The following is a 22,993-nucleotide window of genomic DNA, read 5'->3' as shown; positions in this document are numbered from 1 at the left end:
TACGAGGTCAAAGCCTCACATAAACAATACAGCCTGCGACCTGTCTACTCCGATCGATCTCAAATCAACCGGATAATACCGCCTCAGATTAATCATTCATACCATCTCCTTTTTGTAATAGAGGACCTTTGCCTTCCTTTCAACAGCATGAACCCTTTCTTGAAGATCATTTAATGCTCTGATGAATGTCCCTTTGATCTTTTTATCCAGATTATCCGCATCCCTGAATTTTAGCGGAATTTCCCCTTCAAGCATGCCCACTTTCATTATCAGCGCTCCAATTTCACCCTTCATGAACCCTGTGTCCTTGATCATACCTTCAAGAACGGACATATTTGTATCATACCTTTCAGAAACTCCATCATAGATACCGACAAGCTTTTCCTTTTCCGACTCAAGAAACTTCCTCTCGTGCAACAGGTTATTCTCTTCGGAAGTAAACCGCATAAGAGTTTCCTTTACCCCCTCCGTTCCTTCAGCAAGTATATTGGCTTCCTTTTTCTTTTCAAAAAGCCTTACCTCTAAATCCTTTAGCTGATCCGCCAAAGCCTTGTTTTCCTGTTCAAGACCTTCCACTTCTAACAAAAGCGTCTTTCTTTCAAAGCCTGGATTTGATTCGTTCATTTCTATGCCCCCTGTCTCCGGGGTATTTAATCTGATTTCTTGTTCTCAAGGATGAGCCTGATAAGCTCCGCCTTAGTTAGGGTTTCATCACCTTCAATTCCAAGATCATCGCAAATGGCGATAAGCTCTGCTTTAAGTTTCCTCGTCAGTTTTTCCTCCGTAAATTCCTCTTCTTCCGCTTCAGGCGGCGCCACTTCGACCTCACTAAACCTCTTCTCCTGCCACCAATTCGCCAGCTCATCGATTGCCTCAGTCAATTCTTTCCCGGAAGCCTGCAAATCAAAAGCAACATCTTCGCCGGTAATCATCTTTACGGCATCCAGGGCCTTTTTCCTCATATCAAGGTCTTCGTCCCTCAGGACCCTGATAAGCGGAAGAACCGATGATTCATCCCTGATAGTTGCAAGCGCCGACAATGCAGCCTTTCTCACCTTTTTATCCTCGTCCTTTAAACATTGCACAAGCGTTGGCACGGCATCCACATTGTCTCTCCATCCAATAAATGTAATGGCGGATCTCCTTACATCAGGGTGTTCGTCCCTTAAGGCGTTTGTTAATAATTTTATCGCTTCCCCATCATCCTCTGCCAATTTGTACAGTCCTCTGAGGCATGCGACACGCACCCCATAATAGGGGTCCTTAACCTTTTCCTTGAACAAAGGGACCGCGCCGGAATCGCCTAATTCTATAAGGGCGTTTATTATCTCTGAGGTAAGATTTGAATCCTCGAAATCCACTGCCTCGACAAGCACGGGCACAGCAGCTTTGTTTTTCATCTTCGCAAGCTCTGCAACCGCCAATATCTTAACCTCCATCTCGTCATCAAGGAGGTCATTGGCAACCTTTTCGAATTTTGTCTTCTCAGAGGCCGATTCAAGTTGACCGGATTTCAAGGCTGTTTTTATGGCCGACTTAATCGCCTTACCGACCGGTGGAAGCTCCGCTTCAACTTCTTCTATTTCCTCTTTGCCCTTTGCCAGTTCAGCCTTTTCTACCGCTCCTTTCTTCTTTTCTTCTTCCAACTCAATTATACGCCCCTTTAGTCTCCCGATCTCTTTCTCATACTCCCTGACATCAGCAATCAAACTTCTTACAGGCTCTGTTTCAAGAGGGCTTTCAGCGCCTATATCCGAATATTTAACCCCCTCTTTACCGATTTCGCGATAGAGCTCACCTATTTTTTGCTTCTTTTTCCTGATCTTATCCTTAATAATTCCGGTTTCGCTCGGTTTAACAATTTCAATTGTCTTTCTGGGTAAATCAGGCACTTTTTTAAATGTCGGAACTATTTTATCAACAGCCATGGAACCCAGATCAAATACATCCACAAGCGCTCCGCCAGCTTCGTTTAATGCCTTTGCTACGAAACCTAACACACCTGGTCTTTTCACCCTTTCATTTTCCATTGATAATCTCCCCCTTTTAAATATTATGTCCTGATATCAGTAAAACATGTTTAAATTCATTGAATACGGTATCATAGTCTTTAGCCGCAGTATCCAATGACATGTTTATTGACTCCACATGTTCTTTTATCTTGTTTATTATATCCAAAATACTTTTATTGGTCCCTGTATCCACATTGAGCTGCTGAATCTTGTTTTTAAGCCTTTCCAACTCTTTTTCAATATTCTCAAAAGCAGCCATCTCCTGCTTTTTATTGTTGAGATATTCGAGCCTTTCCCTGTAATCGCTTTCAATCTCTCTTTCCCTTTTAAGGCTGTTTTTATGGTCCATTATAATAGGCCCTAGACGCTTAATCTCTTCTCTATTGCCTTCGATCTCATGGCTGAGACGTTCCCTCTGTTCAGAGAGGGTGTCAACTTCGGCTATCATTGAGTCCTTATCCCGATCTGTCGTTAAATCGGACTCGAGATCTAACATCCGTTTTTGAAGGCTTTCTTTTTCCGAAGAAAGAGACTTTTCCAGTGTATGGCTTTCCTCTATTTGGGCCTTCAGTGTTGTTATCTCATTTCCGGTCTTCTCTATTATTCCCTCGATTTCCGCAACATATTCTTCAATATTCGCCTGATCCCCCATCAAACCCGGAAATTCTCCGATGTCAATGGAATCCGGCAGCTTTCCGCTGATCATATCCCTTGTGCTAGTCATCACCCCTATTTCTTCTTCCAAACTGCTGATTCTTGCCTTATTGGAATCAATCTCTTCCTCAATCTCTTTTTTTCGGGCCAGTGCCTGCTGATTTCTGTCTTTTACCCTGTTAAGCTCTTCAGTGCCTTTGCGGATATCCATAGTGAGGTCGGCAATCCTGGATTTTTTCTCCTCTATCTCCCCCTTCTTCTCTTCTAAATTTTTTTCAATCTCCAGCAATCTTTTATACTCATCTTCAATAGGTTGTTTTTCACGCCGGAGTTGATTAAGCCTTTCTTTTGATTCAGCTATCCTGGGTTCAAGTTCACTGATAGCATCATTTTTTTGATCGAGTTGTTTTTGTATTTCTTCAATTCTGTAATCGATATATTCTATCTCCTTATTATTTCTTAATATGTCTGCCTCAAGGATCGCCTTTTTCTTTTTCGCGGTCAGAAAAGCGCTTAACTTACCCGCGTAATTGAGGACTTTTCTTTTTCGGAGCTCTTTCATTCTATCAGCGGTTTCTTTCATTTCATATATTCCTTAATCTGTAACGGTTCACGGGTTCAGAGTTCAGGATTCGGGGTTGTGGGTTTACCGCAAACGCACCTGCCATCCATCGGGCACGCCTGAACCATTGATTCGTGAGCGCTACCAGTTGAGGTTTTATCAAGTACTTGCCAGCCTACCTGTCTGCGTCGCGAAAGTGACAGGCAGGCGAGCAAGGTCAACGAAAGAAAGATAACTCTGAATCTGTGAACGCCTACCCTAATATAAGAACTTAGCCTAAATAGACAGTCATTAAAGGCAAAGTTTTTCTAAAAGCATGTTGTTATGACTGAACAAACTTTTCATATCTGAAACAGCCTGCTCAATCAAAACCCCTGACTCAGAGAGTTTATTCTCTCTACTTTGAACCTTTAAAACTAATTCATAATATGGCCCGACTTCTTTTTCAAGAGAAGCAATTGAGTTTTTTCTTTCAACATTCCCGGAGGAAAGAACGTTCAATTCTTTTTCTTTATCAGAGAGCACTCTCTGTAATTCATTTGCTTTCTGGCTGCTCGTTTGGGCCTCTTCCTCCAATTTTTCAATATCGGATTTCAAAATATTTACCTTTTTTTCGAGTTCAATAGTTTCCTCAATTTGCGAACATTTCTTTTCAAGAAGTGCTATCTCATCTTTTAATCCGCCAACCACTTTTTCCCTTTTGGCAAACAGGCCTTTCGTATGATCGCGTTCACTTATATACCTTGAAAAGTCTAAAGAGAGGTCATTTAACTCTGCATTACTCTGTTCTTTTTCAATAGAGGTTTTTGACAGCATGTCTGATATCTCTTCAGACAACCTGGCTTTGTCTGCAACAGTTTTTTCAACAGCGGATAATATCTCTTGCCTTTGTGATTCGATATCAGTAATCGCATTTCGGGTTTGCTGCATGCCCGATTCTATTTGTGCCGTTTCCTCATCAATATCGCGTTTCTTTACGGTAGCGTCATTTAGTTCAGTATCTATTCTTTTTGACTCCTCATCTATGGAATTAAGGCTGTCGTCCATTTTGGAGATTTTCCACTTAAATGAAGAAATCTCATTTTGCATATCTTTGAGCTTTTTGTTAGCCATGAAGGCTTCTCTGTTGGCCGATTTTAGTCTTGCTGAAGCCTTTTCCAAATTGGATGTCTTATCATCCAGCCTTGCTTTTAACCCGCGGAGCTTTTCGCGCGAAGAAAGGAATAACTCCTGCAATACATTGATTTCATCGTATATATTTTTATCGTCTTTTTCTAACATATTATTGACCTTCCATGTATTTTTCCCAATTTTCCTGGAGTTTTGCAAGTTTCTCTTCAATAACACCCTTTTCCGCATAAGCCTGCTCTGCAAGGGATATGGATTTTTCTAACTCCTCCCTCAGGGTAATTACATCTTTCTCGAGGCTAGCGATGGCTTTGACATCATCCTCTCGAATTTTATCAAATTCTTCTTCTGTCCTGGCCTTTTCCTTGAGAGCTTCTTCTGCTTTTTTCTCTGCTTCAGCCTTTTCTTTAAAAGCCGCCTCCGCCTTCTCTATTGCCTCTTCCTTAGACTTTCGAGCCGCTTCAGTCTCTTCCGTCATACTTTCCATTTTGGTTTTCAGCACGGCCACTTCACTCTCAACACCGCGTACATGATCATTAAGCATCTCTAAAATGTTATCCTGCTTTTCCTGTGTTTCCCGCATGAGTGCTTCATTAGCATCTCTTTTTCCCTGCATAGCTGATTTTGCTTCATCAAGGGCCTTCTGGATATTTTGAAGATAAGACCATGTCCTGTCCCCAGAAACTGCAGGAACCACATAACCGGTTATAATAATATCAAAGTCCTCATCAGCCTTTTCAGAGATATCTTTTAAGCTGTCGGATGTAGTTACATCACAGTTTTCAGGGAATATATCTCTTACTTTCTCTGTGGCCTCCGAATCATAATTCAATATCATTATTTTTCGATTTTCTTCTATCATAGTAACCTCTTTAATTTTGGTTCTTTGAAAAAATCTGTGGGTTGTCAAACCATATTTTTATCTCCGGAGCGCCGGCCGATTTGCGGCGGCGCAATTCCGACGAGCTTTTTAGAGGTCCATTCTCATCGCACCGCCGAACCGGCCGGTGCTTGTCATCTGAGACTGAAAAAAATTTGCTCCTGATGTATAATTTTCTATGAAAAAACAGTTTATTATCTCAAATGGGCTCAATCGTTCACCCACAGATTTTCTAGACGAAGCTTAATTTTAAACATGAGGATTTCGTCAAATTGTTAAGCAGTTTAATTTTTGATTTGAGAGTGCCTTTGCAAATAAGCCGAAAAAATTTTAATCAAGTTTTATTGGGATACAGCCTTGTTTTCCTCTCCTTAATACTGGCATTGATATTGCCTTGAATAATATCAAACTTCTGAAAAAGCCTGGCCAGCGTATCATCAGAAATCAAATTTTGTCCCGGTTCATTATTCCTGATGGCCACCACCCTTTCCCCTATCCTGCTAATAACTTTTTCCTTCTCCTTTTTTAATTCATTGATACTATATGTCAATGTGATGCCCCTTACAAAGTCCTTGACATAAAGACACAAATTTTCAACTTGATCCGCAAAGGCATCTCCAATATATCGCATTTCATATCTGAAATCTTTCTCCATTTTCTTCCCCTTTCTGAGTTATACAGACCTTGTAAGAATAAGTTTTTATATAGCATGAAATCCCTTTAGTTACATGATATTGCGTAAAAATTGGACACCAGGTCGGTCTTGGTTCACGGTTCAAGATTCACGGTTTTCGGTTTCCCGATGAACTCGGGATTCAGGGTTAATCCCTTCGCGTTTTTCCCTTTGTTATTGATTTCATTAGATTACTAACATGGGATCATCAACCGCCGAACCTCTGAACCGTAAACCTGTGCAGTTACGTTTGTTTTTACTTTTTCATACTTGTGACTTCATCCCAATATTCATCCGGCATGTCTTTGGCGAGCCGCAAGGCGCCATTTGCCCCTGCGTACAGGGGTTCCTCCACCACTGTAACCCTGCCGTATCCCAGTGTCTCCTTTATATAATTTTCAATTTCCTTTCGCAACCCCACGATCTTGCTTCCTCCGCCTGCCAGAATAACGTTTCGTTTCAACCCCCTCTGAAATTCAGGATCAAAGGCGGCAACAAGCTTCCTGACCCCCTCCACTATCTCAGGGACAATAGACCTGCACGCCTCCCTGAGCTCTTCTGTCACATCATAGCTTACCGGTTTGCCTTGGACAGGAAGCTCTATGAAAACGCTTTCCCCCTGTTTTGAAACAAATGAGTTTTCTTCTTTGAAACTCTTAACCATAGCCACCGTGAAGTTTGCATCCGTGTAATTTTTCTGGATAAGGCCGTGGAAAACCTGGTCAACGTAATCACCGGCCTTCAGTGTGGTTATCTGGTCCTCTTCGGTTGGTACGGTTCCCGCCATCCTGCACAGATCGACAGTACCCGCTCCAATATCTATAATGAGAGCACTTGAAAAAAGATTGAGGCCGTAAGCAACAGCAAACGGTTCAGATACTATCATGGCATCGTCAAGCACTCCGTCTGCTATTTCAAGCAGTGTTTTCTTATTTTTCGTACTGGCCAGGGCTGGAGCACCGATGACACCTCTGAATATCAGCTCTTCTGTTTCCTCTTCTGTGGCAAGATCAATAAGGTGCTTTAAAAGCTCTCTTGCAATCTGTTTGGATTTTTCAAACTCTTTAGGGTTTTTTTCAAGAGATTCGGTATATTTGAGCTTGCCTTTATCAAAAGGTCTGTGCAATTCAAGGGCCAGGCGGTTCCTGAGGGCCTCATCACCAAAGACGGCCTTCTTTTTTCCAAACATCTTCCTCGAAACCGCGTCTTTGGGGTAACCCACATAGCTTGAAACAAATGTCCTCATTCCATTATCACTTGCGACAACACTTCGTGAGGTCCCAAGGTCAATCCCAAGGCATAAAACTCTTTTATTTGCCATGCCTCTCTCCTAATCATGCCTTTAGCAATGTTCTCAACTGTTTGTTTTCTTCGACGATCATATCTATAAGTCCTTTCCTTTCATCATCTAACTCTTTTTTCATTTTCTGGTATTCTGCTTCACCGGCAATCCCTACACCATGTTTTTCTAAGAGAGCCAATTTTTGCTCAAGCCTTTTTATTGTTTCTTCAATATCCTTAATCTTCACATCAACGTACGCCTTATTGACATCAACGTACATCTTTTTACCAAAGACTTTCCGGATTTTCTTTTTTATTGCAAAGCAAGGTTCTGTGACATTGCGTCCCACAGATTCGGTGATTTTTGAGGTTCCATCCATTATGGCGGTACTGCTCCTGCTTATGATACTCCACGAAACAAGACCAGCATATTCGACCGTTGCATGAGCGCCCTTTACTGCCTCATGAAAGGTATTCGATTCATTTTGTTCAGGGTTTAGTGCTTCTTTCATCTCCATCCTCCCTATTGCGTGCTCTGTCTTCTTCTGCGTGTCAATTTACCCCTCCATCCTCTACCCTTACCATATGGTTCAATATGGCCTTCACTGAGCGAATGAAACTACTCAGGTCGTCTCCATACGAATATGCAGGAAGCGACTTCGCTGTCCATCGCGATATTGCCTCCTTCGCATTCAATCACATGGCAGGGGTATTTCTGAAGCACCCTGATTTGGGCACCAGGCCTGATCTGGAGGACGTCCATCTTCTGAATCCGTTGATCGTTCCTGCCATTGACATAGGCAACCCGTGCGGACTGCCTTGCGTCGAGCTCTGTTAAGGGGAGAACCGAACTCTCCATTACCTTGGTGGACTGCTTGCAACATTCACCTTAGCGTAGCAGGCTTTTTACTAAAAATCTAGGTTTTTACAAGCACGGCTTTTACGTTCGGCAACCGTATCGGGGGGAGTTCCTGTATAAATGCACTCATTTTCTCCTCTTTGAGGACCCTGTTCAGGATCAATCCTGCTGCAATTTCCCCAAAGGTCAGCACCGTAAAGGCTATTAAAAATGCGCTTGTGCCCATTCTGCCGAGGATGCTCATGTTAAGCCCCATCTGCGGCGCACAGGGTTCGGTTTGCATAGAATAAAGGCCGGGAGTATCAATCACTTCATAGAGCTGATCATTCAGCAGACAAAGGATTCTCTTTACTTTTATGGTAGTAAGAAGGGTGTTGGAAACCAGGCTGTACTCTCCGGTAAGATTGTTGAACATCTGAGTCTTACCCGTATTAGGCAGCCCTACAATGACGACCTTCTTTTGTTTAGACGATTGAATATCGTTACTCATCTTGTCCCTTCGACATTCTGCGATTCGCCCCTTAACCGTTTACTCCGCCTCTGTCATTGCCATTATCAAGGCCCCCTTGGCAGTGGTATTAAGCGGATCTTCAGCAAGACGCACTTCAGATATCTCCACGGGGAGGCTGAACTTTTTTAGCATATCCTCAAACTTCTCCTTGCATCCTTTTGGCATGGCTGTGCCACCGGTCAAAACGATCGGGATTGGAGCCTTGATCCTCGGGACATTCTCTGCCGAAGAAAGGACCCGCTGGAAAAGATCAAGAAGTCTGTATATGAGTTCATCATAAAAGATATGTAGGGCTGTGGTTACGCGATCCTTTGGCGCCTCGGAAAGATCCAGTTCCTCCTCTTTTATCACCTTTATCTTTGTGGCTGGTTCTCCCACAGATGTTCCAACCATTTCATCGATATAATCTCCTGCCATCTGAATACTGTAGGTGATTACGGGAAAAGAGAGGAAGGAGAGGCAGACATTGCACATACCGCCGCCCATGCTTATCCCTATACCTGTATAGTCATCTTTTGAAAGCTCTGATACTACAATGGCCATCCCTTCATTAATGGATATGGGAGAATACCCCAAACCACCAAGAATCCTTTTGATAATTGACTCATGGTACACCACGGAACCGGTTCCTTGAAGGGGTTCGCCGGGAATTACAAAACACAGTGTCTCACCGAAATTCTTCGGTTTCTGAATGAGTGTATATACTAGGGCCTTGATGACATTTATGCTATCCTCTTCCTTTGAGCTTATTAGTCCATTCTTTATGGACCTCCTTGTCTCTGTATTGAACATGTTTGCAAAACTTTCGGCAGAATAGCCGAAAATGTAAAACTGGTTTCCATGTTCATAATACATCACATCTTTTTGATGAAGAAAATCCCTGGCAAATTTTGTATTGGAGACCGTGAAAAATGCATTTAGCTCTTGAATTGTCTCAATGTAGTTGAATTTTTTTTGTGCTGCTACTATGTGGCTGGTTCCTATGTCCAGTCCCACCGGCCCTTCCGAGATCTCCGCATGTTCCCCGGTCAGTTTCTCTCTTGTACCCACAGATTTTTCCGAAGCCCCTGCTGCCCTTTCATCCTTCCCCGCATTCAATGGGGCATCTCCCCCAGAGCGTTGAGCGCTTAATGCATCCACACGTTTTTCTAAATCATCAAGATTTTTTTCGTCCACCATTGTCATTCACCTCCTCTTTCATTGAAAAAAATGCCCACCTTTCACACCGGCGAAAAATGCGGTTACAACTTTTCACCACAGACCATGGAAACTCGGAGTTTAATATCCTCAAATTGTTCAATAACGCTCGATTGAAGGTTCGAGGTTGCACTTTGTACAGGCGGTGGGCATTGACTCATCCACTCCCAGGGGAACTAAATCCCGCATTATACGGGGCTGCCATAATTTTGGAGCACTTTATGTTTCACTAAAATATTCAATGAAAACTAGCCGTTAAGGAAGGTAGCAACGGGCTCTCGCATATTCCTCCCTTCCCCGAGTTCAAACCCAATCAAGGCAATAATTTATGTGCCCGGGTTAGTATTACTCCGGCTCAATTGCGGCCTTGGTGATGCCGTAACTGAGCAGACCCACCCCGGCAAAAACAGCGCCTGTAAGGAGTACGCCCCCAACAATACCCAGACCCGCCAATATTCCGAATCCAGTGCCGGCTGAAGCACTTGAGAAAGATATTCCCGGTAGTATATTAGCGATCCCGAGCTTGGTGGCGCAGAGTTGCCCGGTCTGTTGCAGTCCGCTTGAGACTGTTGAGGAACCGGAGGTTGCTGTTGAAGTCACCGTCCCTGCTGTTGTTATTCCTCCTGTTATGGTTCCCCCTGTTGTAGTGCCTCCTGTTGTTATTCCTCCTGTTGTAGTGCCACTAGTATGCAACAAAAGGGGTCCTGTGCCATCCGCGACTCCATATGGTCCCGCCATAACATCTTCTCCTTTTACTAATAAATTTTATTCCTTACTCAGGTTGCTTTTAAGCTCCTGAAGTTTTTGGGCGTTATTTCTTACTTTCGCACCAATTATGATCACACCTATAACCAATGCCAACACGATGATACTGCCAAAACTTATTATCATTATTCTGTCTTTTTATCCATCAAGTATCCCGAATACCACGCCTCGCAACCGGGCAGAGATATCTTCACCCGATATGGACTATCACCACCGAGGCACTTTGTTCGGTCAAAGCATCGGACACAAATCAATCAATTACTCCTTAGCCATGAGTTCTTCAAGCTCCTGAAGTTTTTGGGTGTTATTTTTTACTTTCGCGCCAATTATGATCACACCTATAACCAATGCCAACACGATGATACTGCCAAAACTTATCATAATATCTTTTCTCCTTATTCTGTCTTTTTATCCATCAAGTATCCCGAATACCACGCCTCGCAGCCGGGCAGAGATATCTTCACCCGATATGGACTATCACCACCAGGGCACTTTGTTCGGTCAAAGCATCGGACACAAATCAATCAATTACTCCTTAGCCATGAGTTCTTCAAGCTCCTGAAGTTTTTGGGTGTTATTTCTTACTTTCGCGCCAATAACGACTACTGCTACAGTTATGGCTAAAAACAACCCTATACCTCCGAGAGTCATAGTACTTCACCTCCTTTCTGGAAATTTGTTGTTAACAGCATCTTCCTCCTTTCAATTGGCTCAAACGAAGATCAAGGCCTCTTCATTGTTGATGGTTTTTTCAGATCGCTCAATCCCGCCAGGACGGAAATTACCCCTAAGACAAGGAGTCCTACGGGGATAACGATCCTGACAAAATCTAAGACTGCCCACCAGTTTCTCGTTATCCCAATAATCCCGAAGCATAACAGGCAGAGGCCAATTATAATGCTCAGCATGATTTCCTTAAGTCTCTCCTTTCAGATATTTAACCTTCATAAGCAGCAACTTGGTCTGGTTAACAGGGATGGCGAATCCAACCCCGCAATAGACCCTGTTAGGGGCATAAATAGCCACATTGATCCCGATGACCTCACCGTTCAAATTAACCAGCGGTCCCCCGCTGTTACCGGAATTGATGGCTGCATCTGTCTGGATCAAGTCTGCATAGTTGCGTCCTTCAATAGTCACTGTGCGCTTCGCGTCACTGATGATCCCGTGACTTACGGACTGTTCCATGCTAAATGGACAACCGATTGCAAGAACCTCATCAGTCACTTCAATCATATCCGAGTTGCCTAAGGTGACAACAGGCAGAGAAAATCCTGTGTTGATTTTGATGACCCCCAGATCCTTCTGGGGGTCCGAGGCAATCACTTCACCCGGATAGGCATGTTCCTGATCCCCAAAGAGGCTTACCCGTATATCAGTCAGGTTGGTTATCACATGGTAGTTGGTCAAGATATAGCCTCTCGAGTCAAAAATCATTCCGGATCCCATTCTATCGCCTGTCAGTGTTGCCGGAGCAAAAAATATGAGGCCTCTGGGCGGTGATGTGCTATTTGATGTTGATGGATGGCCGGTTATATATACCACAGCAGGCCGGACCCTGGCCGCCACCACTCCCAGATCCTCTGTGCCGCAAGAAGTAAGCTGAATAACACCGGGCTCTGCCCCACCCGCCACAACTGCCGATCGGGCTTCAGGTGTCAGCAGGTAGTATCCAGCCAGAAAGACCACTTGAACCACAGTCACAATAATTAAAAGCACAAGTAATAATACTTTGATACCCGGTTTCGCCATACTGCTCACCTAAAGTGTTTTTGAAGAGGACTCTCCCTTGGCCTTGGCCTTGCTGGAGCTGGGGGGGCCATGCTCTTCTTCCTCAGCGCTCGATGTACTGAGCGAAGCGGGCGTCAGTCGTCCATTCTGGTACCATTCCAGCGCCTGTTTGGCTGTTCCAGTCACCCCGGGAAAGACCTGAACACGCAATTTGGCCAGCTCTTCCAGGGCCTTAACACCGATGTCATTTGTGATGACGGTCTTTACGCCCTCACTGACCACCAGCTGAGCCGATTGAACACCGACTCCTGTCAAATCTCGCACGTTAGGGTTGGGCATTGCTCTGAAGGTCCCTAAACCCACGATCAGAAAATAGGGGGCCCGATCAAACAAAGGGGCTACCTGCGCATCCATGGTAGAGCCGGTTGCGGCAATTACGATATTCCCTGAGTTCTCTCCGGCAACCGGCATTGCAGATGTCTGTCCCATGGGAGGGTTAGTCGCAGGCTGTCCGCCAACAGGAATGCCTGGTGATGTCTGGCCCATTCGGGGCGCCGTCTGCGTTTGCCCTTGCCCTCCCGAAGGAATATTGGTTGGCCCAGCCACAGGAATGCCTGGTGATGTCTGACCCATTCGGGGCGCCGTTTGCGTTTGCCCTTGCCCTCCCGAAGGAATATTGGTTGGCCCAGCCACAGGAATGCCTGCTGAAGTTTGTCCCGTAGGTGAAGCACTGGGGGGGTCCAGATCTCTTTGCCCCTTTGCAGCACCAGCGTAAGATGGCCTTTGGGGTGTTCCTTGAATGGGCGTCTGGGTTCCGGTTAACGGGAGCGTACTTGTCTTAGGCTGTCCTTCATACAAAGTCCCTGCGGATGTCTGAGCTCTAGGGGCAATGTTTTGATTTGCCGCCCCCAACTGGTTAATGACCGCACCCTCGCGGACCATAAGTGTGCCGCACCTTGGGCAGGGAATCGTATAACAGGCGGAGCCGCGCACATGGGGAACCGTTGTCAAGCATTTAGGACACACACAACTCCCATCAACAGTGCCTTGCAAGACACCCGTTGGCAAACTGCTCGCGGCCGCCGTTTGTCCTCCGCCAACAGAATAGTCGCAGGCTGCCCACCGACAGTAATGCCTGCGGATGTCTGTCCCATGGGGGGAATGGTCGCAGGCTGCCCACCGACAGTAATGCCTGCGGATGTCTGTCCCATGGGGGGAATGGTCGCAGGCTGCCCACCGACAGTAATGCCTGCGGATGTCTGTCCCATGGAGGGAATGGTCGCAGGCTGCCCACCGACAGTAATGCCTGCGGATGTCTGTCCCGTGGGAGGAATGGTCGCAGGCTGCCCACCGACAGTAATGCCTGCGGATGTCTGTCCCATGGGAGGAATAGTCGCAGGCTGCCCGCCAACCACTGTCCCTGCAGAAGACAAAATCTGGGTATTCCTGGAGCCTGGATTAAGACTGATCAATCGGCTTCCACATGTCGCGCACACAAGGGATGAACAAGGGACGCCTGCGGGATGTTCGTGAACAACATTACAAACCGGACAATAGCAGTATTCAATTTGCTGATTGAGGTTCAGCGTTCCGGCACTACCGGGCAAAACAGTGGCGCCGGTTCCTGCCGCCTGTAATTGATTCTGGCTTGGAACCGGTGGCTGGGTATAGTTGGCGGAAGGCTGGGTTGAGCCGGGTGCTAAAGCTCCGGAATCCCAGTTCATGAGCCGGTACCCGCACTGTGGGCACTTCAGCTCAGAGCAAGGAATACTTGCGGGGTGGGGAACCAGAATTTTACAATAGGGGCAGTAGCAGTAATCCGTGCGCTGGGTCGAGCCTGCGGTCGTCTGCGGGTTGTTTGCCGGGTCCAGAGAAGGATCGTACTTGCCCTGGGGAGGGACGGTATAGGGTATACCCTTATAGCCCTCGCTCTCTTCATCCTCCTCGCTGCTGTCACTTGAGAAAGGGCTTCCGCCGGTTGTAATAATGCTCCGCGCATAGCCATAGCCGGGGAGTGTTGGTTCGGTCACCTGGGAGAGGAGGCCTGAACGGTACTGGCTGAGCGAATCGGAAATCTTGACAGGTGAAGCAACAAAAAGTATGATGCTGAGGGCTTTCAGCGTATCATAGGCCTGGGGACCGTATGCCCCGGCAATGGTTGCTTTCGCTCCCCGAGCGGCCACGAGCTGTGCAGCCGCAATGCCATATCCTCTGGCATCGGCTATGGCATTGTTTGGGATGGCCATAAACCGATTTGTGGCCATGTCCACCATAAGAAAGTATGGGGCGGTACCGAACCGCGTCGCCACCTGGGCATTTAAATCGCTTCCGGTGGCGGCTACTGCCACGAGGCTCGGAAGCGGGATGCCCTCGGTTAAACTACCTGCTATGGTGGCAAGAGGAGGCGATACGGACCCTGCCTGCAACTGGAGATACACTTCCTGGCCGCTCCGGTAAATCTTAAGAACCACGGACGGTTGATCTTCAATTGCCTTATAGAAACTTGCCAGGGTCGGTGTGGGCTGCCGGTTTACACTAACAATGACGTCCCCGGGCAATACCTCTGCACTATTTGTCAGTCCGGAGGGAGATACTGCTACAACAGCCACGCCCCTGATCGAAGAAGGCAGTGATAACTTCTGGACCAGATCCGGAGTTAACGGGGAAAGGGTATAACCCCATTCCGCGCTCGGATCTGTCTGGGCAGTAGAAGTGGAAGCGGTTTGAATCAGGTAAGACGGACGCTGTCCGAGTTTGACATAGAGGGTTCTTACCTGGCCGTCACGGTCCAGCACGATCCTGACCGCATCTCCCGGACTGGCCGCTGCAAGCAACTCCTGTAGTTCGGTACTGCTCTCCACCTTTGAACGATCATAACGCAGAATGATGTCTCCTGATTTAAGGTCGGCCTCGGCTGCCGGGGAAGAAGGAATCACCCTGGTAACCGCCACTCCGCCGCTATATCTCAAGTCCAGGGCATCGGTAATGGACTCCTTCAAATCCTGAATCTCCACACCCATATATGCCGCCGAGGACCCTGTTTTACTACCCTTGACTCCGGGCAAGGGATTCCGAAACATGGACACTCCAACCAGGCCCAGGATTACTATCACCAGGAGAACCAGTGCGATCGTCCACCACTTCAAACTCCTTTTCACAGAGAGAAGGCTCTTTTCTTTTGCTGCCATTCTCTGGGCCTCGGTATTCAGATCATCTATCATTGTCATTATCCTTTCACATCCAGCTTCGGGTTATCTGTTTTATTTCCGTCAATTCCCTCACTTCAATCGTTTTTACGCCCGGTGGGGCTGACGTCAATTAATCCTACATTTTCTATTTTCTTTAACAAGGCGCCCTTCACACGCTCGGTGATCTCGGAGGCCTCACGCAATGTCAGGTTCGGTGAGACCCCGAGTTTCAAATCTACTGCCAGGTTCTGTCCGATCGCTCTCGTTTGTAAGGAAGCCACCTCCCGTACACCAGGGTCCGCGTTTGCCTCCTTCCGGATCCGATTTTCAATGGTTTCCTCAAGGGTACGATCCAGAATACCGTACCAGGCGTTACGCAGCATTTCAATTCCAGTCCGGGCAATCAATATCGCCACCAGCATCGCACCCACCTGATCCATAAACAGGAACCCTAACTGGGCCCCAACCACTCCCACGAGTGCTCCAAGGGATGTATAGACATCGGCCCTGTTCTCCCACGCATTTGCAATCATCGCCGGAGACCCGAATCTGCTTCCGCAGCAATAAGATTGCCGAAACATCAATTCGTTTGCCACGATAGAGACGACCAGAGCAAGGAGCGCGATCAGCTTCGGCTGCTGGGTGACCCCGTGGACGATATCCATCAGGGAGTCGTAACAGATAAATAACATCACAATTATCAGTGATATTCCGATCAATAAAGTGGTGATATATTCCACCTGGCCGTGACCGTAGGGGTGCTCTTTGTCCGGCGGGGTTTTGCTGACGCGCAGGCTGATCAACACAACCGTCGCGGTGAGAATATCTATAAATGAATGCACGGCATCTGCAATAAGGGCCTTGGAATTTCCAACTATACCGCAGAAAAGCTTTAGGACAAACATGCCGATGTTGCCCCATAAAGCAATCCAGCCAACGTTTTCTGCGCACCAGTGACATTGAGGGTACACCTCCTGATTTTTCTCAATCCCCTCCATCGTCCTTGCCCTCTGCAGCCTTCTGCTATTTTTGAATCACCGACTTCAACCACTCTGACTGTCGGCTTCCTTCAAAATAGTTATAGGTGGAAAAACCGAACAATACTGAATAAATATTACCGGGAAACACCGCCTTGGCAGTCGAATAGACGTTCACTTTATCATTATAGTTGATCCTCTGTTTCAGGATTTCCACCTCCGTGTCAGCGACCAGTTTCATCAACAGCTGAAATGATTCGCTTACCTTGAGGTCCGGATATTGTTCGGCAATGGCCATGATTTTATCCAAAATTTCTTCTATCGGCCTTCCGGCACTTTTTTGAAGCTCTTTGGAGACCTGTCCGGCCATTGTCAAGGACCGTTCCCTGGCATCCACAGCCTGGATAAACACATTATCCTCGTGCGCAACGAAATCAACCACACTTCTAATCAATACCGGCACCAGATTTACCCGGTATTGAATCGCGCTTTCGACCTTAGCCCCGGCATTTTGCACATCGTACTTGAAGATCGTGAGGCGATTATAGTAATAGATTGCGTGTCCAATGAGGATCACGACTAAAAAGATAATCACTCCGATCAAAATCCCTTTTAATAGCCTCAGCCTCTGTGTGTTTTTGAAGAGAAACGTTTTAAGTTCCTCGGTACTGATCCCTTCAAAATTTGCCATGGCCTTACCCTCTCTAGGCAGACATCTCTTCGAGCTCCAAGGCCCGTTTCAGGCACTCCACCGCCTCTTTATGCTTCCCCATAACGTCATATGTCAGTGCCATATGCTTATTTACCTTGAGGAAGTCCGGCTTGATTTCCAGTGCTTTTAAGAAATAGAAAATGGCTCTTTCATGTTCCTGCATGCGGTCGTAGCCTACTCCCAGCCGGAAATTTATCTCGGCAGATTCAGGCTCAATTTTCAGGGCCTTTTCCAGTAGCTCGACGCCCCTTTTGAACTCCTGCCGGGAAAGGTAAAGTATTCCTGTGCGGTAATGGGCCTTGGCATGATCCGGTTTGATTTTTATAACTTGCCTGTAGGCATTGATTGCGTCTTCGATGTCTTTATTCTTCTCATAAGCGATGCCCAATCGGTAGAAGCCATCGGGATCTTTCGGGTCGAGCGAGGTAATCTTTTCCATCCAGCGAATGCACTTCCATGTCTCTCCCCGGCGGTCTGCTGCCTCGTACTTTTTTAGATACAGGCTTTTCAGATCAGCAGGACCGATTTTGAACATCTTTTTATAACTGTCCACTACAGAAGATACCGCTTGGTACGCCTTCATCATCGGCCATTGAAGAGAAAAGCTCAGCGGTATCTTATCCTTCGGTCCCTTCTCTTCCTCAATAACTTCCCGTTGTTTCTTACTGCTCTTAGTCATTTTTCCATTCCCCTTAAAGCTTGTTCGGTTCAGCAGTGGCTTCAGGTTGAGAGTTCTTGCTGAAGTTGCTTATCCCTGCCAGAAGAGCGACGATTCCCCCAAAAAGAACCGCTATGGGTATCAATATCCACAGGAGATCCAGGAATTGGTACCAGTTCAGCGCAATCCCCCACAGCCCTATAATAATCCCCACAAATCCAATGATGATGTGTTTCATTAATTCCCTCCTCTTTTCTTTTAATATAACGATTACAGGCGGTTAGATCACTTGACGCCTATTGCTCAATTCAACCGCGTACTCCCAGCCATTAAAGCCGCCGGAAAGGTTATACAGATCGGAAAACCCAAGACCTGCCAGCATTTGAGCGGCGAGGATGCTGTTTAACCCGGTCTGACAGTAAATCACTGTTAATGTCCTGGGGTCCATCAATTGCCGGTAGCGGTATGGCAATTGCCCGTATGGAATCGAAATTGCCCCTGGCAAATGCCCGGCAATGTATTCTTGAACGCTTCGCACATCCACCAAATTGAAAATCTCGCCCCGATCAATCGTGGCCTTCAATTCCTCGGGAGAAAGGTAACCAAAAGACGCCCTGGCAGAAGTATTGTTGGAAGAAGGGGTCTTGGCCCCGCAGGCCATACCACAAGGGCAAATCCCATTGCCAGAAGGCCCACAAGCAGACGGGGTAATCGGAAATCAGACCGGATAGAAGTGCACCGAAACATGAGAGATCCTTTCCATATTTGAAGATAAGCGTTCCCGAATCCGTTCGGAGATCTGATCCGCCAGCCTAGTCGAACAGTCGCCTTTCAGCCCTACGTAAAGGTTAACAAGAAGGTTCTGTCCGACATGACGCGTGCGGATCCACCGTACCTTCTCAACTTCATCTAAAGAACTTACCAGAGTTGAGATCCTGGAATTTGTCCTTTTGTCAGCGCTTCTATCCATTATCCCGTCCAGAGCGCTTTTTTTAATCCTGAGACTCAACCAGAGCACCAATAACGAAATACTGATGCTCCCCATTCGTTCCGCAATAAACCACCCAAATATCCCTCCCAGAAGAAGGGCCAGGATGACCACACAGGAGGCGGCTATATTGAGGGTCTGCAGGCGGGCAATCTTCTTGATATTTCCCGTTTCAACGGGCAAGCCGGAGTATTTCAGAAATCGAATCAACATCAAATTTCCACCCACGGAAATCAAGGCTGTTGCCAGTCCTATTCCGGTTGGCTCAAAACTGTTGGGTGAAAAAAATGTCTTGACGGACAGGGCCAGAATCACCGACGCCCCTGCAGCCAGGAGAATCCCGACGAGCGAGGCGGCCAGATACTGGGCCTTTCCCTTGCCATAGGGGTATTTCTTGCTCATTGTCCCTGGGTGACTCATCCGTTCTCCGAAGAGAATCGTTGTGATCACCATGGCATTGGCAGCGGAATTCAGCCCGTCAATGATAAGTAATCGACTGTATCCCAGAGCCCCCACTGTAATCTTTAAAAAAGCAAGCCCCAGGTTGGCCCAAAATAGTATCCAGTAAACCCGCTCGATATCAACCTCACCCGGTTGAATTGCCTCTACCGTCTCAGGTCCGTAAAGATCATCCAGGGTCTGTCCCTTGAGCCTGTCAACCATTATCCATGTACCTTAAATTCCCTTAAATTTCGCCGATCAGAGATGGCTCCTTCTCTTTAAGACGCCTCAGAAGCCGTCTCAACCACAGGAAGAGAAGACACGAAAAGAACCCTAATAAAAACGAGACTAATATAACCATAAATACCGCAGAATCACCTTCGATGAAAAACAGATCCACATGAGCAGGGCTTGAATTCACAATAATAAACAACACTGCTACTACCAGCATTATTATGGTGCTTACTATCCAGAGTAATATTGTTATTTTTTTCATTGCATAACCTGATTTCCAGTGATTTTTTACTTAATTATCCTCGCTATCAGCGGTTTGGCCTGATTTATAGGCAGAGCAAAGCTCACACCGCTGTAAACTCCTGTCGGTGCATAGATAGCCATGTTGATACCGACCACTTCACCGTTGACATTTATCAATGGTCCCCCGCTGGAGCCCCGGTTAATGGGTACGTCCGTCTGCATCATTCCACTGTAACCCCTTCCATTGATTAGCATATCCCGACGGTTGTCACTGATAATGCCGTGGGTCACGCTCTGCTCAAGCCCGAAGGGACTCCCAATGGCCAGCACCATGTCGGCTACTTCCATTTGGGAGGAATCTCCCAAGGTCGCCACAGGCAATTCATATGCGGGGTTAATTCGAAGTATGGCCAGATTGACGGCCTCATCCTTGGCAATCACACGGGCAGGATAACGCCTAACCTCGTAGCCGAAGGGTGTGACGGTGATGTTGGAGGCCCGGGAAACCACGTGGTAGCAAGTAAGAATGTATCCGGCCGGGTCAACGATTATTCCTGACCCGATGCCGCCCAGGCTCAATAAATCCTGGGCCGCATCATCAAATCGCAGGCTCCCGGAGCCTGCAGTGGCACGCCCGATGGCCTCACATGAGATATTCACTACCGCCGGCCGAACCTTGGATACGGCTGTCGCAAAAGTCTCATCAGAACAGACGAGCTGGATGTCGGAACTGCTGATCACACCGGCCACGTTTTTGATCTGTCTGTTAGAATCAAGCGTCGAGTTCCACCGAGAAAAGAAGTGAGAAGGTTCCTGAAACGCTTCCATAAGATATGCCGGCACACTTATCATCTTATCCCACCCGATCCCCATCAGACTAAACAGCACAATTATCACGTTCAGTACGATGAGAACCGAAAACACCCCTGTTACGTAGCTTGCCAGAAACTCTTTGAGACGATCCAAATATTTACTCCTTCTCTTCTTGACGATGTTTCGGTTAAAGTATGAGTGTCATATCCTGAATTCTCTTGCAGACAGGAGAATCATCGTCACTATCAGAATTTCCTGTCACGGTATTTGAAATGACTTTAAGAGACGGAGTGGCTTTATCCTCAGGCTCGCCGCTCTGAGTTTGATCATATCCGGGCACATACAAAGGGCGGTTCATGCCAATGCCTTCCTGTGCCGTGGTAAACCCCTGGCTCTGCTGCGTTGAGGACACCTCAGGTTTACCCTGGGGAGGTATCTCCGCAGGTATCCCCTTTAATCCCTCGGATTCTTCTGTGGAATCATCCTCTTCTGAACCGGCGGGGCCGCCCACAGGCAATAACGGCGAAACCGCGACAATATTGACATAAAGTTGAGTGTTCTGCCGGCGAATGTTCAATAGGAAGCTGCGGTTATCGCTGGAATCAATAGCCTCAAAAAAGTCGGCCAGATCATATATCCGGGTTTCACCGACCTGGCGGATCATATCTCCTTTAATGATTCCCGCCGTATTTGCCGCGCTCCCGGGTGCCACCATCAATACGATCACGCCGTTTTCATTACCCGGAATGCCGTAGGCCTTGCGTAACGATTCCGTCAGCTCAGAGACGACGATACCCCATTTCAGGTCATTGGGAATGATTTCTCCGGCAATTTGCCTGACAGATGATGTCGAACCTTCTGGGGGTTCTCCTAATTTGGCATAAATCACTTTGCGTTTGCTGTCGCGAAACAGGACGATCCGCACCCTCTCACCAGGTTCGCTTTCGCTTAGCAGTTGGCGAAGTCCGTCGCTAGTTTCCACCTCGCTACGGTCCAATTCATAAATAATATCTCCCTGCAGCAGTCCTGCCTTTTCGGCTGGTGAACCTTCAATCACCTTGCTGATGAGTACGCCACCTGAAATATTGAGTCCCAATTGTTTGGCCATATCTTCGGTGACATCCGCCGGTTCAATGCCCAGCCATGCCCCTGTTTCTCCTTCGCCATCCTTGGTGTAGCTCGCAGGCTGAAGACCGGCCTGAGTGCTGCTTGTCCCCTGGTAGATTGAAGTAACATCAAAGCTTGATCTCGCGACATCAAGCCCCATGCGGCCCCTTATAGAAACCAAGTCAAAGACCACAATAGCAATAATTATGACCACCATTCCCATCAGAAAAGCGACCCAGAGTGGAAAGTTATGTGGACACAGTTTCCCTTCATTATTCATTTTTTATCCCTTTCTGAACCTCTGAACCAGTTAAACATACCAAGAACACCCTTCTCCTTTCTTGTTTCCTCCTTTAAACGCACACCATGCCGTTTTAGCTCTCCGCGCAGTCGATGAATGATGAGGCGCTGACGGACGAGCTTTCGGATGATAAAAAAAAGAACAACAGATAATAATAAGAAAGTAAGAAGTGTAAGCATTTATCCTGACTGCTCAAAATGAAGCTTGCCCCAGCTCCGGAAAATGTAAACGGAGTATTTCAGAACCTGAAGCTGTGAGCCCGCTTGTAGTAAATTACCACCGACCTTGTCGGTGGCTTTAAGAAGACAACAACTCCTGACAATGTCATTCGCTGTTGTCTTTCCATAGCCGAGGCTGGTCTTCTCTTATTTGACCATCTTGTTGTTCTTTGACATATTTTCGTATGATTTCACGGTCAATGCTTACGGTGGTGACAAAGTAACCTCGTGCCCACAGGTGCATACCCCAGTATTTCTTACTTAGTTCTGGAAAATCCCTTCTCAAGTATTCTGCACTCTTACCTTTCAGAGTTTTCATCATATGCGCTGGAGAATACTTCGGAGAAACAGACAGGTACACGTGGACATGGTCGGAGGCGATGGCTCCTTCTATGATCGTCACATCTAACCACTCGCATAACTCCACTAAATTTTCTTTGAGCCGAGGCTTGACCTCTCCGACTAACACTTGATATCTGTACTTAGGCACCCAGAGAAAATGGTATTCACATCAATATGTTGCATGTGATGACTTCCTGTATCCTTCCATTTAGTAACCCCCTGATTAAATGTCGGGGTTACTCTAATATAAACTTAGGCTCGCCAACAGTGTTGGCTCGCTAAAGGAGTGGGGCCTACGCCCCCACACCCATCATGTCCGAAACCCCTCTCCTTTTTCTTGATGCCCATAATAAAAATTTACTTTAATAGGATAGAAGGAGTAAATGAGGTTCAGGACTCATTTCTAGGAAAAAAGACCTTATTTTTAGGGAGGAATCAATTTAAGGCGAGAATTACCTTCAGAGACTGATAACCATTATCTTTTCAGATAGCTTTATCAAGGCTATGTATTGTGTATG

General features: G+C 46.7%; 24 protein-coding genes and 1 pseudogene. All 25 read right to left on the bottom strand.

The window, feature by feature from the left end; genetic code table 11:
* Nucleotides 1-96: 96 nt before the first annotated feature.
* The 25 genes and pseudogenes from JRI95_12680 to tnpA all read right to left on the bottom strand — a co-directional run bounded on the left by JRI95_12680 (nt 97) and on the right by tnpA (nt 22,683).
* A complete protein-coding gene (locus tag JRI95_12680; protein MBW2062396.1) occupies nt 97-624 on the bottom strand; it encodes a hypothetical protein in 528 nt (175 codons plus the stop codon).
* Between the two features lie 26 nt (nt 625-650).
* Entirely contained in the window at nt 651-2,030 is a 1,380-nt protein-coding gene (locus JRI95_12675; GenBank protein ID MBW2062395.1) for a HEAT repeat domain-containing protein, read from the bottom strand.
* Between the two features lie 16 nt (nt 2,031-2,046).
* On the bottom strand, nt 2,047-3,249 hold the full coding sequence (locus tag JRI95_12670) for a hypothetical protein (GenBank protein ID MBW2062394.1): 1,203 nt from the start codon (nt 3,247-3,249) through the stop codon (nt 2,047-2,049).
* A gap of 270 nt (nt 3,250-3,519) precedes the next feature.
* The gene (locus JRI95_12665; GenBank protein MBW2062393.1) at nt 3,520-4,509 is read right to left on the bottom strand and encodes a hypothetical protein; all 990 of its coding nucleotides are present in this window, start codon (nt 4,507-4,509) and stop codon (nt 3,520-3,522) included.
* Nucleotide 4,510: 1 nt separating this feature from the next.
* On the bottom strand, nt 4,511-5,218 hold the full coding sequence (locus JRI95_12660; GenBank protein ID MBW2062392.1) for a hypothetical protein: 708 nt from the start codon (nt 5,216-5,218) through the stop codon (nt 4,511-4,513).
* Nucleotides 5,219-5,570: 352 nt separating this feature from the next.
* Complete coding sequence (locus JRI95_12655; protein ID MBW2062391.1) at nt 5,571-5,891, bottom strand: hypothetical protein; 321 nt, start codon at nt 5,889-5,891, stop codon at nt 5,571-5,573.
* Nucleotides 5,892-6,165: 274 nt separating this feature from the next.
* The gene (locus tag JRI95_12650) at nt 6,166-7,230 is read right to left on the bottom strand and encodes a rod shape-determining protein (protein ID MBW2062390.1); all 1,065 of its coding nucleotides are present in this window, start codon (nt 7,228-7,230) and stop codon (nt 6,166-6,168) included.
* A 13-nt stretch (nt 7,231-7,243) separates the two neighbouring features.
* Nucleotides 7,244-7,702, bottom strand: coding sequence for a hypothetical protein (locus JRI95_12645; GenBank protein MBW2062389.1), 459 nt, complete (start codon nt 7,700-7,702; stop codon nt 7,244-7,246).
* A gap of 107 nt (nt 7,703-7,809) precedes the next feature.
* Complete coding sequence (locus JRI95_12640; protein ID MBW2062388.1) at nt 7,810-8,049, bottom strand: ferrous iron transport protein A; 240 nt, start codon at nt 8,047-8,049, stop codon at nt 7,810-7,812.
* A 58-nt stretch (nt 8,050-8,107) separates the two neighbouring features.
* Nucleotides 8,108-8,539 carry a 50S ribosome-binding GTPase gene (locus tag JRI95_12635; GenBank protein MBW2062387.1) on the bottom strand — a complete coding sequence of 144 codons (432 nt, stop codon included), beginning with the start codon at nt 8,537-8,539 and terminating at the stop codon, nt 8,108-8,110.
* Nucleotides 8,540-8,578: 39 nt separating this feature from the next.
* Nucleotides 8,579-9,658 (bottom strand): hypothetical protein, encoded by a 1,080-nt coding sequence (locus JRI95_12630; GenBank protein MBW2062386.1) that lies wholly within the window; start codon nt 9,656-9,658, stop codon nt 8,579-8,581.
* Between the two features lie 444 nt (nt 9,659-10,102).
* Nucleotides 10,103-10,357 (bottom strand): hypothetical protein, encoded by a 255-nt coding sequence (locus JRI95_12625; protein ID MBW2062385.1) that lies wholly within the window; start codon nt 10,355-10,357, stop codon nt 10,103-10,105.
* A gap of 1,080 nt (nt 10,358-11,437) precedes the next feature.
* Nucleotides 11,438-12,274: a trypsin-like peptidase domain-containing protein gene (locus JRI95_12620; protein MBW2062384.1), complete on the bottom strand. Its 837-nt coding sequence runs from the start codon at nt 12,272-12,274 to the stop codon at nt 11,438-11,440.
* Nucleotides 12,275-12,283: 9 nt separating this feature from the next.
* Complete coding sequence (locus JRI95_12615; protein ID MBW2062383.1) at nt 12,284-12,799, bottom strand: NifB/NifX family molybdenum-iron cluster-binding protein; 516 nt, start codon at nt 12,797-12,799, stop codon at nt 12,284-12,286.
* A gap of 461 nt (nt 12,800-13,260) precedes the next feature.
* A complete protein-coding gene (locus tag JRI95_12610) occupies nt 13,261-15,474 on the bottom strand; it encodes a PDZ domain-containing protein (GenBank protein ID MBW2062382.1) in 2,214 nt (737 codons plus the stop codon).
* 62 nt (nt 15,475-15,536) lie between these two features.
* Nucleotides 15,537-16,346: a cation transporter gene (locus JRI95_12605; protein ID MBW2062381.1), complete on the bottom strand. Its 810-nt coding sequence runs from the start codon at nt 16,344-16,346 to the stop codon at nt 15,537-15,539.
* Nucleotides 16,347-16,464: 118 nt separating this feature from the next.
* Entirely contained in the window at nt 16,465-17,109 is a 645-nt protein-coding gene (locus JRI95_12600) for a LemA family protein (GenBank protein MBW2062380.1), read from the bottom strand.
* 13 nt (nt 17,110-17,122) lie between these two features.
* On the bottom strand, nt 17,123-17,809 hold the full coding sequence (locus JRI95_12595) for a tetratricopeptide repeat protein (GenBank protein ID MBW2062379.1): 687 nt from the start codon (nt 17,807-17,809) through the stop codon (nt 17,123-17,125).
* A gap of 13 nt (nt 17,810-17,822) precedes the next feature.
* On the bottom strand, nt 17,823-18,026 hold the full coding sequence (locus tag JRI95_12590; protein ID MBW2062378.1) for a hypothetical protein: 204 nt from the start codon (nt 18,024-18,026) through the stop codon (nt 17,823-17,825).
* Nucleotides 18,027-18,068: 42 nt separating this feature from the next.
* Nucleotides 18,069-18,449 (bottom strand): rhodanese-like domain-containing protein, encoded by a 381-nt coding sequence (locus JRI95_12585; GenBank protein ID MBW2062377.1) that lies wholly within the window; start codon nt 18,447-18,449, stop codon nt 18,069-18,071.
* A gap of 57 nt (nt 18,450-18,506) precedes the next feature.
* Complete coding sequence (locus tag JRI95_12580) at nt 18,507-19,439, bottom strand: cation transporter (GenBank protein ID MBW2062376.1); 933 nt, start codon at nt 19,437-19,439, stop codon at nt 18,507-18,509.
* Nucleotides 19,440-19,461: 22 nt separating this feature from the next.
* Nucleotides 19,462-19,713, bottom strand: a complete 252-nt coding sequence (locus tag JRI95_12575; protein ID MBW2062375.1) for a DUF1049 domain-containing protein — start codon at nt 19,711-19,713, stop codon at nt 19,462-19,464.
* Between the two features lie 26 nt (nt 19,714-19,739).
* The gene (locus JRI95_12570; protein ID MBW2062374.1) at nt 19,740-20,546 is read right to left on the bottom strand and encodes a trypsin-like peptidase domain-containing protein; all 807 of its coding nucleotides are present in this window, start codon (nt 20,544-20,546) and stop codon (nt 19,740-19,742) included.
* A gap of 148 nt (nt 20,547-20,694) precedes the next feature.
* Complete coding sequence (locus JRI95_12565; GenBank protein ID MBW2062373.1) at nt 20,695-21,894, bottom strand: PDZ domain-containing protein; 1,200 nt, start codon at nt 21,892-21,894, stop codon at nt 20,695-20,697.
* 411 nt (nt 21,895-22,305) lie between these two features.
* Nucleotides 22,306-22,683: pseudogene (gene tnpA, locus JRI95_12560) on the bottom strand (IS200/IS605 family transposase).
* Between the last annotated feature and the right edge of the window lie 310 nt (nt 22,684-22,993).

This window comes from Deltaproteobacteria bacterium (assembly GCA_019308995.1).
Lineage (GTDB): Bacteria > Desulfobacterota > Desulfarculia > Adiutricales > JAFDHD01 > JAFDHD01.
This window is presented reverse-complemented; position numbering and strand designations above follow the sequence as displayed.

Excerpts from the sequence above, each read along its gene's own strand:
- JRI95_12595 (MBW2062379.1), bottom strand. The coding sequence starts at position 17,809 with ATGACTAAGAGCAGTAAGAAACAACGGGAAGTTATTGAGGAAGAGAAG.
- JRI95_12570 (MBW2062374.1), bottom strand. The coding sequence starts at position 20,546 with ATGATAAGTGTGCCGGCATATCTTATGGAAGCGTTTCAGGAACCTTCT.
- JRI95_12620 (MBW2062384.1), bottom strand. The coding sequence starts at position 12,274 with ATGGCGAAACCGGGTATCAAAGTATTATTACTTGTGCTTTTAATTATT.
- JRI95_12600 (MBW2062380.1), bottom strand. The coding sequence starts at position 17,109 with ATGGCAAATTTTGAAGGGATCAGTACCGAGGAACTTAAAACGTTTCTC.
- JRI95_12615 (MBW2062383.1), bottom strand. The coding sequence starts at position 12,799 with ATGGGCCAGACATCACCAGGCATTCCTGTTGGCGGACAGCCTGCGACT.
- JRI95_12675 (MBW2062395.1), bottom strand. The coding sequence starts at position 2,030 with ATGGAAAATGAAAGGGTGAAAAGACCAGGTGTGTTAGGTTTCGTAGCA.
- JRI95_12575 (MBW2062375.1), bottom strand. The coding sequence starts at position 19,713 with ATGAAAAAAATAACAATATTACTCTGGATAGTAAGCACCATAATAATG.
- JRI95_12665 (MBW2062393.1), bottom strand. The coding sequence starts at position 4,509 with ATGTTAGAAAAAGACGATAAAAATATATACGATGAAATCAATGTATTG.
- JRI95_12650 (MBW2062390.1), bottom strand. The coding sequence starts at position 7,230 with ATGGCAAATAAAAGAGTTTTATGCCTTGGGATTGACCTTGGGACCTCA.
- JRI95_12670 (MBW2062394.1), bottom strand. The coding sequence starts at position 3,249 with ATGAAAGAAACCGCTGATAGAATGAAAGAGCTCCGAAAAAGAAAAGTC.
- JRI95_12585 (MBW2062377.1), bottom strand. The coding sequence starts at position 18,449 with ATGGCCTGCGGGGCCAAGACCCCTTCTTCCAACAATACTTCTGCCAGG.
- JRI95_12580 (MBW2062376.1), bottom strand. The coding sequence starts at position 19,439 with ATGGTTGACAGGCTCAAGGGACAGACCCTGGATGATCTTTACGGACCT.
- JRI95_12610 (MBW2062382.1), bottom strand. The coding sequence starts at position 15,474 with ATGATAGATGATCTGAATACCGAGGCCCAGAGAATGGCAGCAAAAGAA.
- JRI95_12645 (MBW2062389.1), bottom strand. The coding sequence starts at position 7,702 with ATGAAAGAAGCACTAAACCCTGAACAAAATGAATCGAATACCTTTCAT.
- JRI95_12565 (MBW2062373.1), bottom strand. The coding sequence starts at position 21,894 with ATGAATAATGAAGGGAAACTGTGTCCACATAACTTTCCACTCTGGGTC.
- JRI95_12590 (MBW2062378.1), bottom strand. The coding sequence starts at position 18,026 with ATGAAACACATCATCATTGGATTTGTGGGGATTATTATAGGGCTGTGG.
- JRI95_12635 (MBW2062387.1), bottom strand. The coding sequence starts at position 8,539 with ATGAGTAACGATATTCAATCGTCTAAACAAAAGAAGGTCGTCATTGTA.
- JRI95_12660 (MBW2062392.1), bottom strand. The coding sequence starts at position 5,218 with ATGATAGAAGAAAATCGAAAAATAATGATATTGAATTATGATTCGGAG.
- JRI95_12640 (MBW2062388.1), bottom strand. The coding sequence starts at position 8,049 with ATGGAGAGTTCGGTTCTCCCCTTAACAGAGCTCGACGCAAGGCAGTCC.
- JRI95_12605 (MBW2062381.1), bottom strand. The coding sequence starts at position 16,346 with ATGTTTGTCCTAAAGCTTTTCTGCGGTATAGTTGGAAATTCCAAGGCC.
- JRI95_12680 (MBW2062396.1), bottom strand. The coding sequence starts at position 624 with ATGAACGAATCAAATCCAGGCTTTGAAAGAAAGACGCTTTTGTTAGAA.
- JRI95_12655 (MBW2062391.1), bottom strand. The coding sequence starts at position 5,891 with ATGGAGAAAGATTTCAGATATGAAATGCGATATATTGGAGATGCCTTT.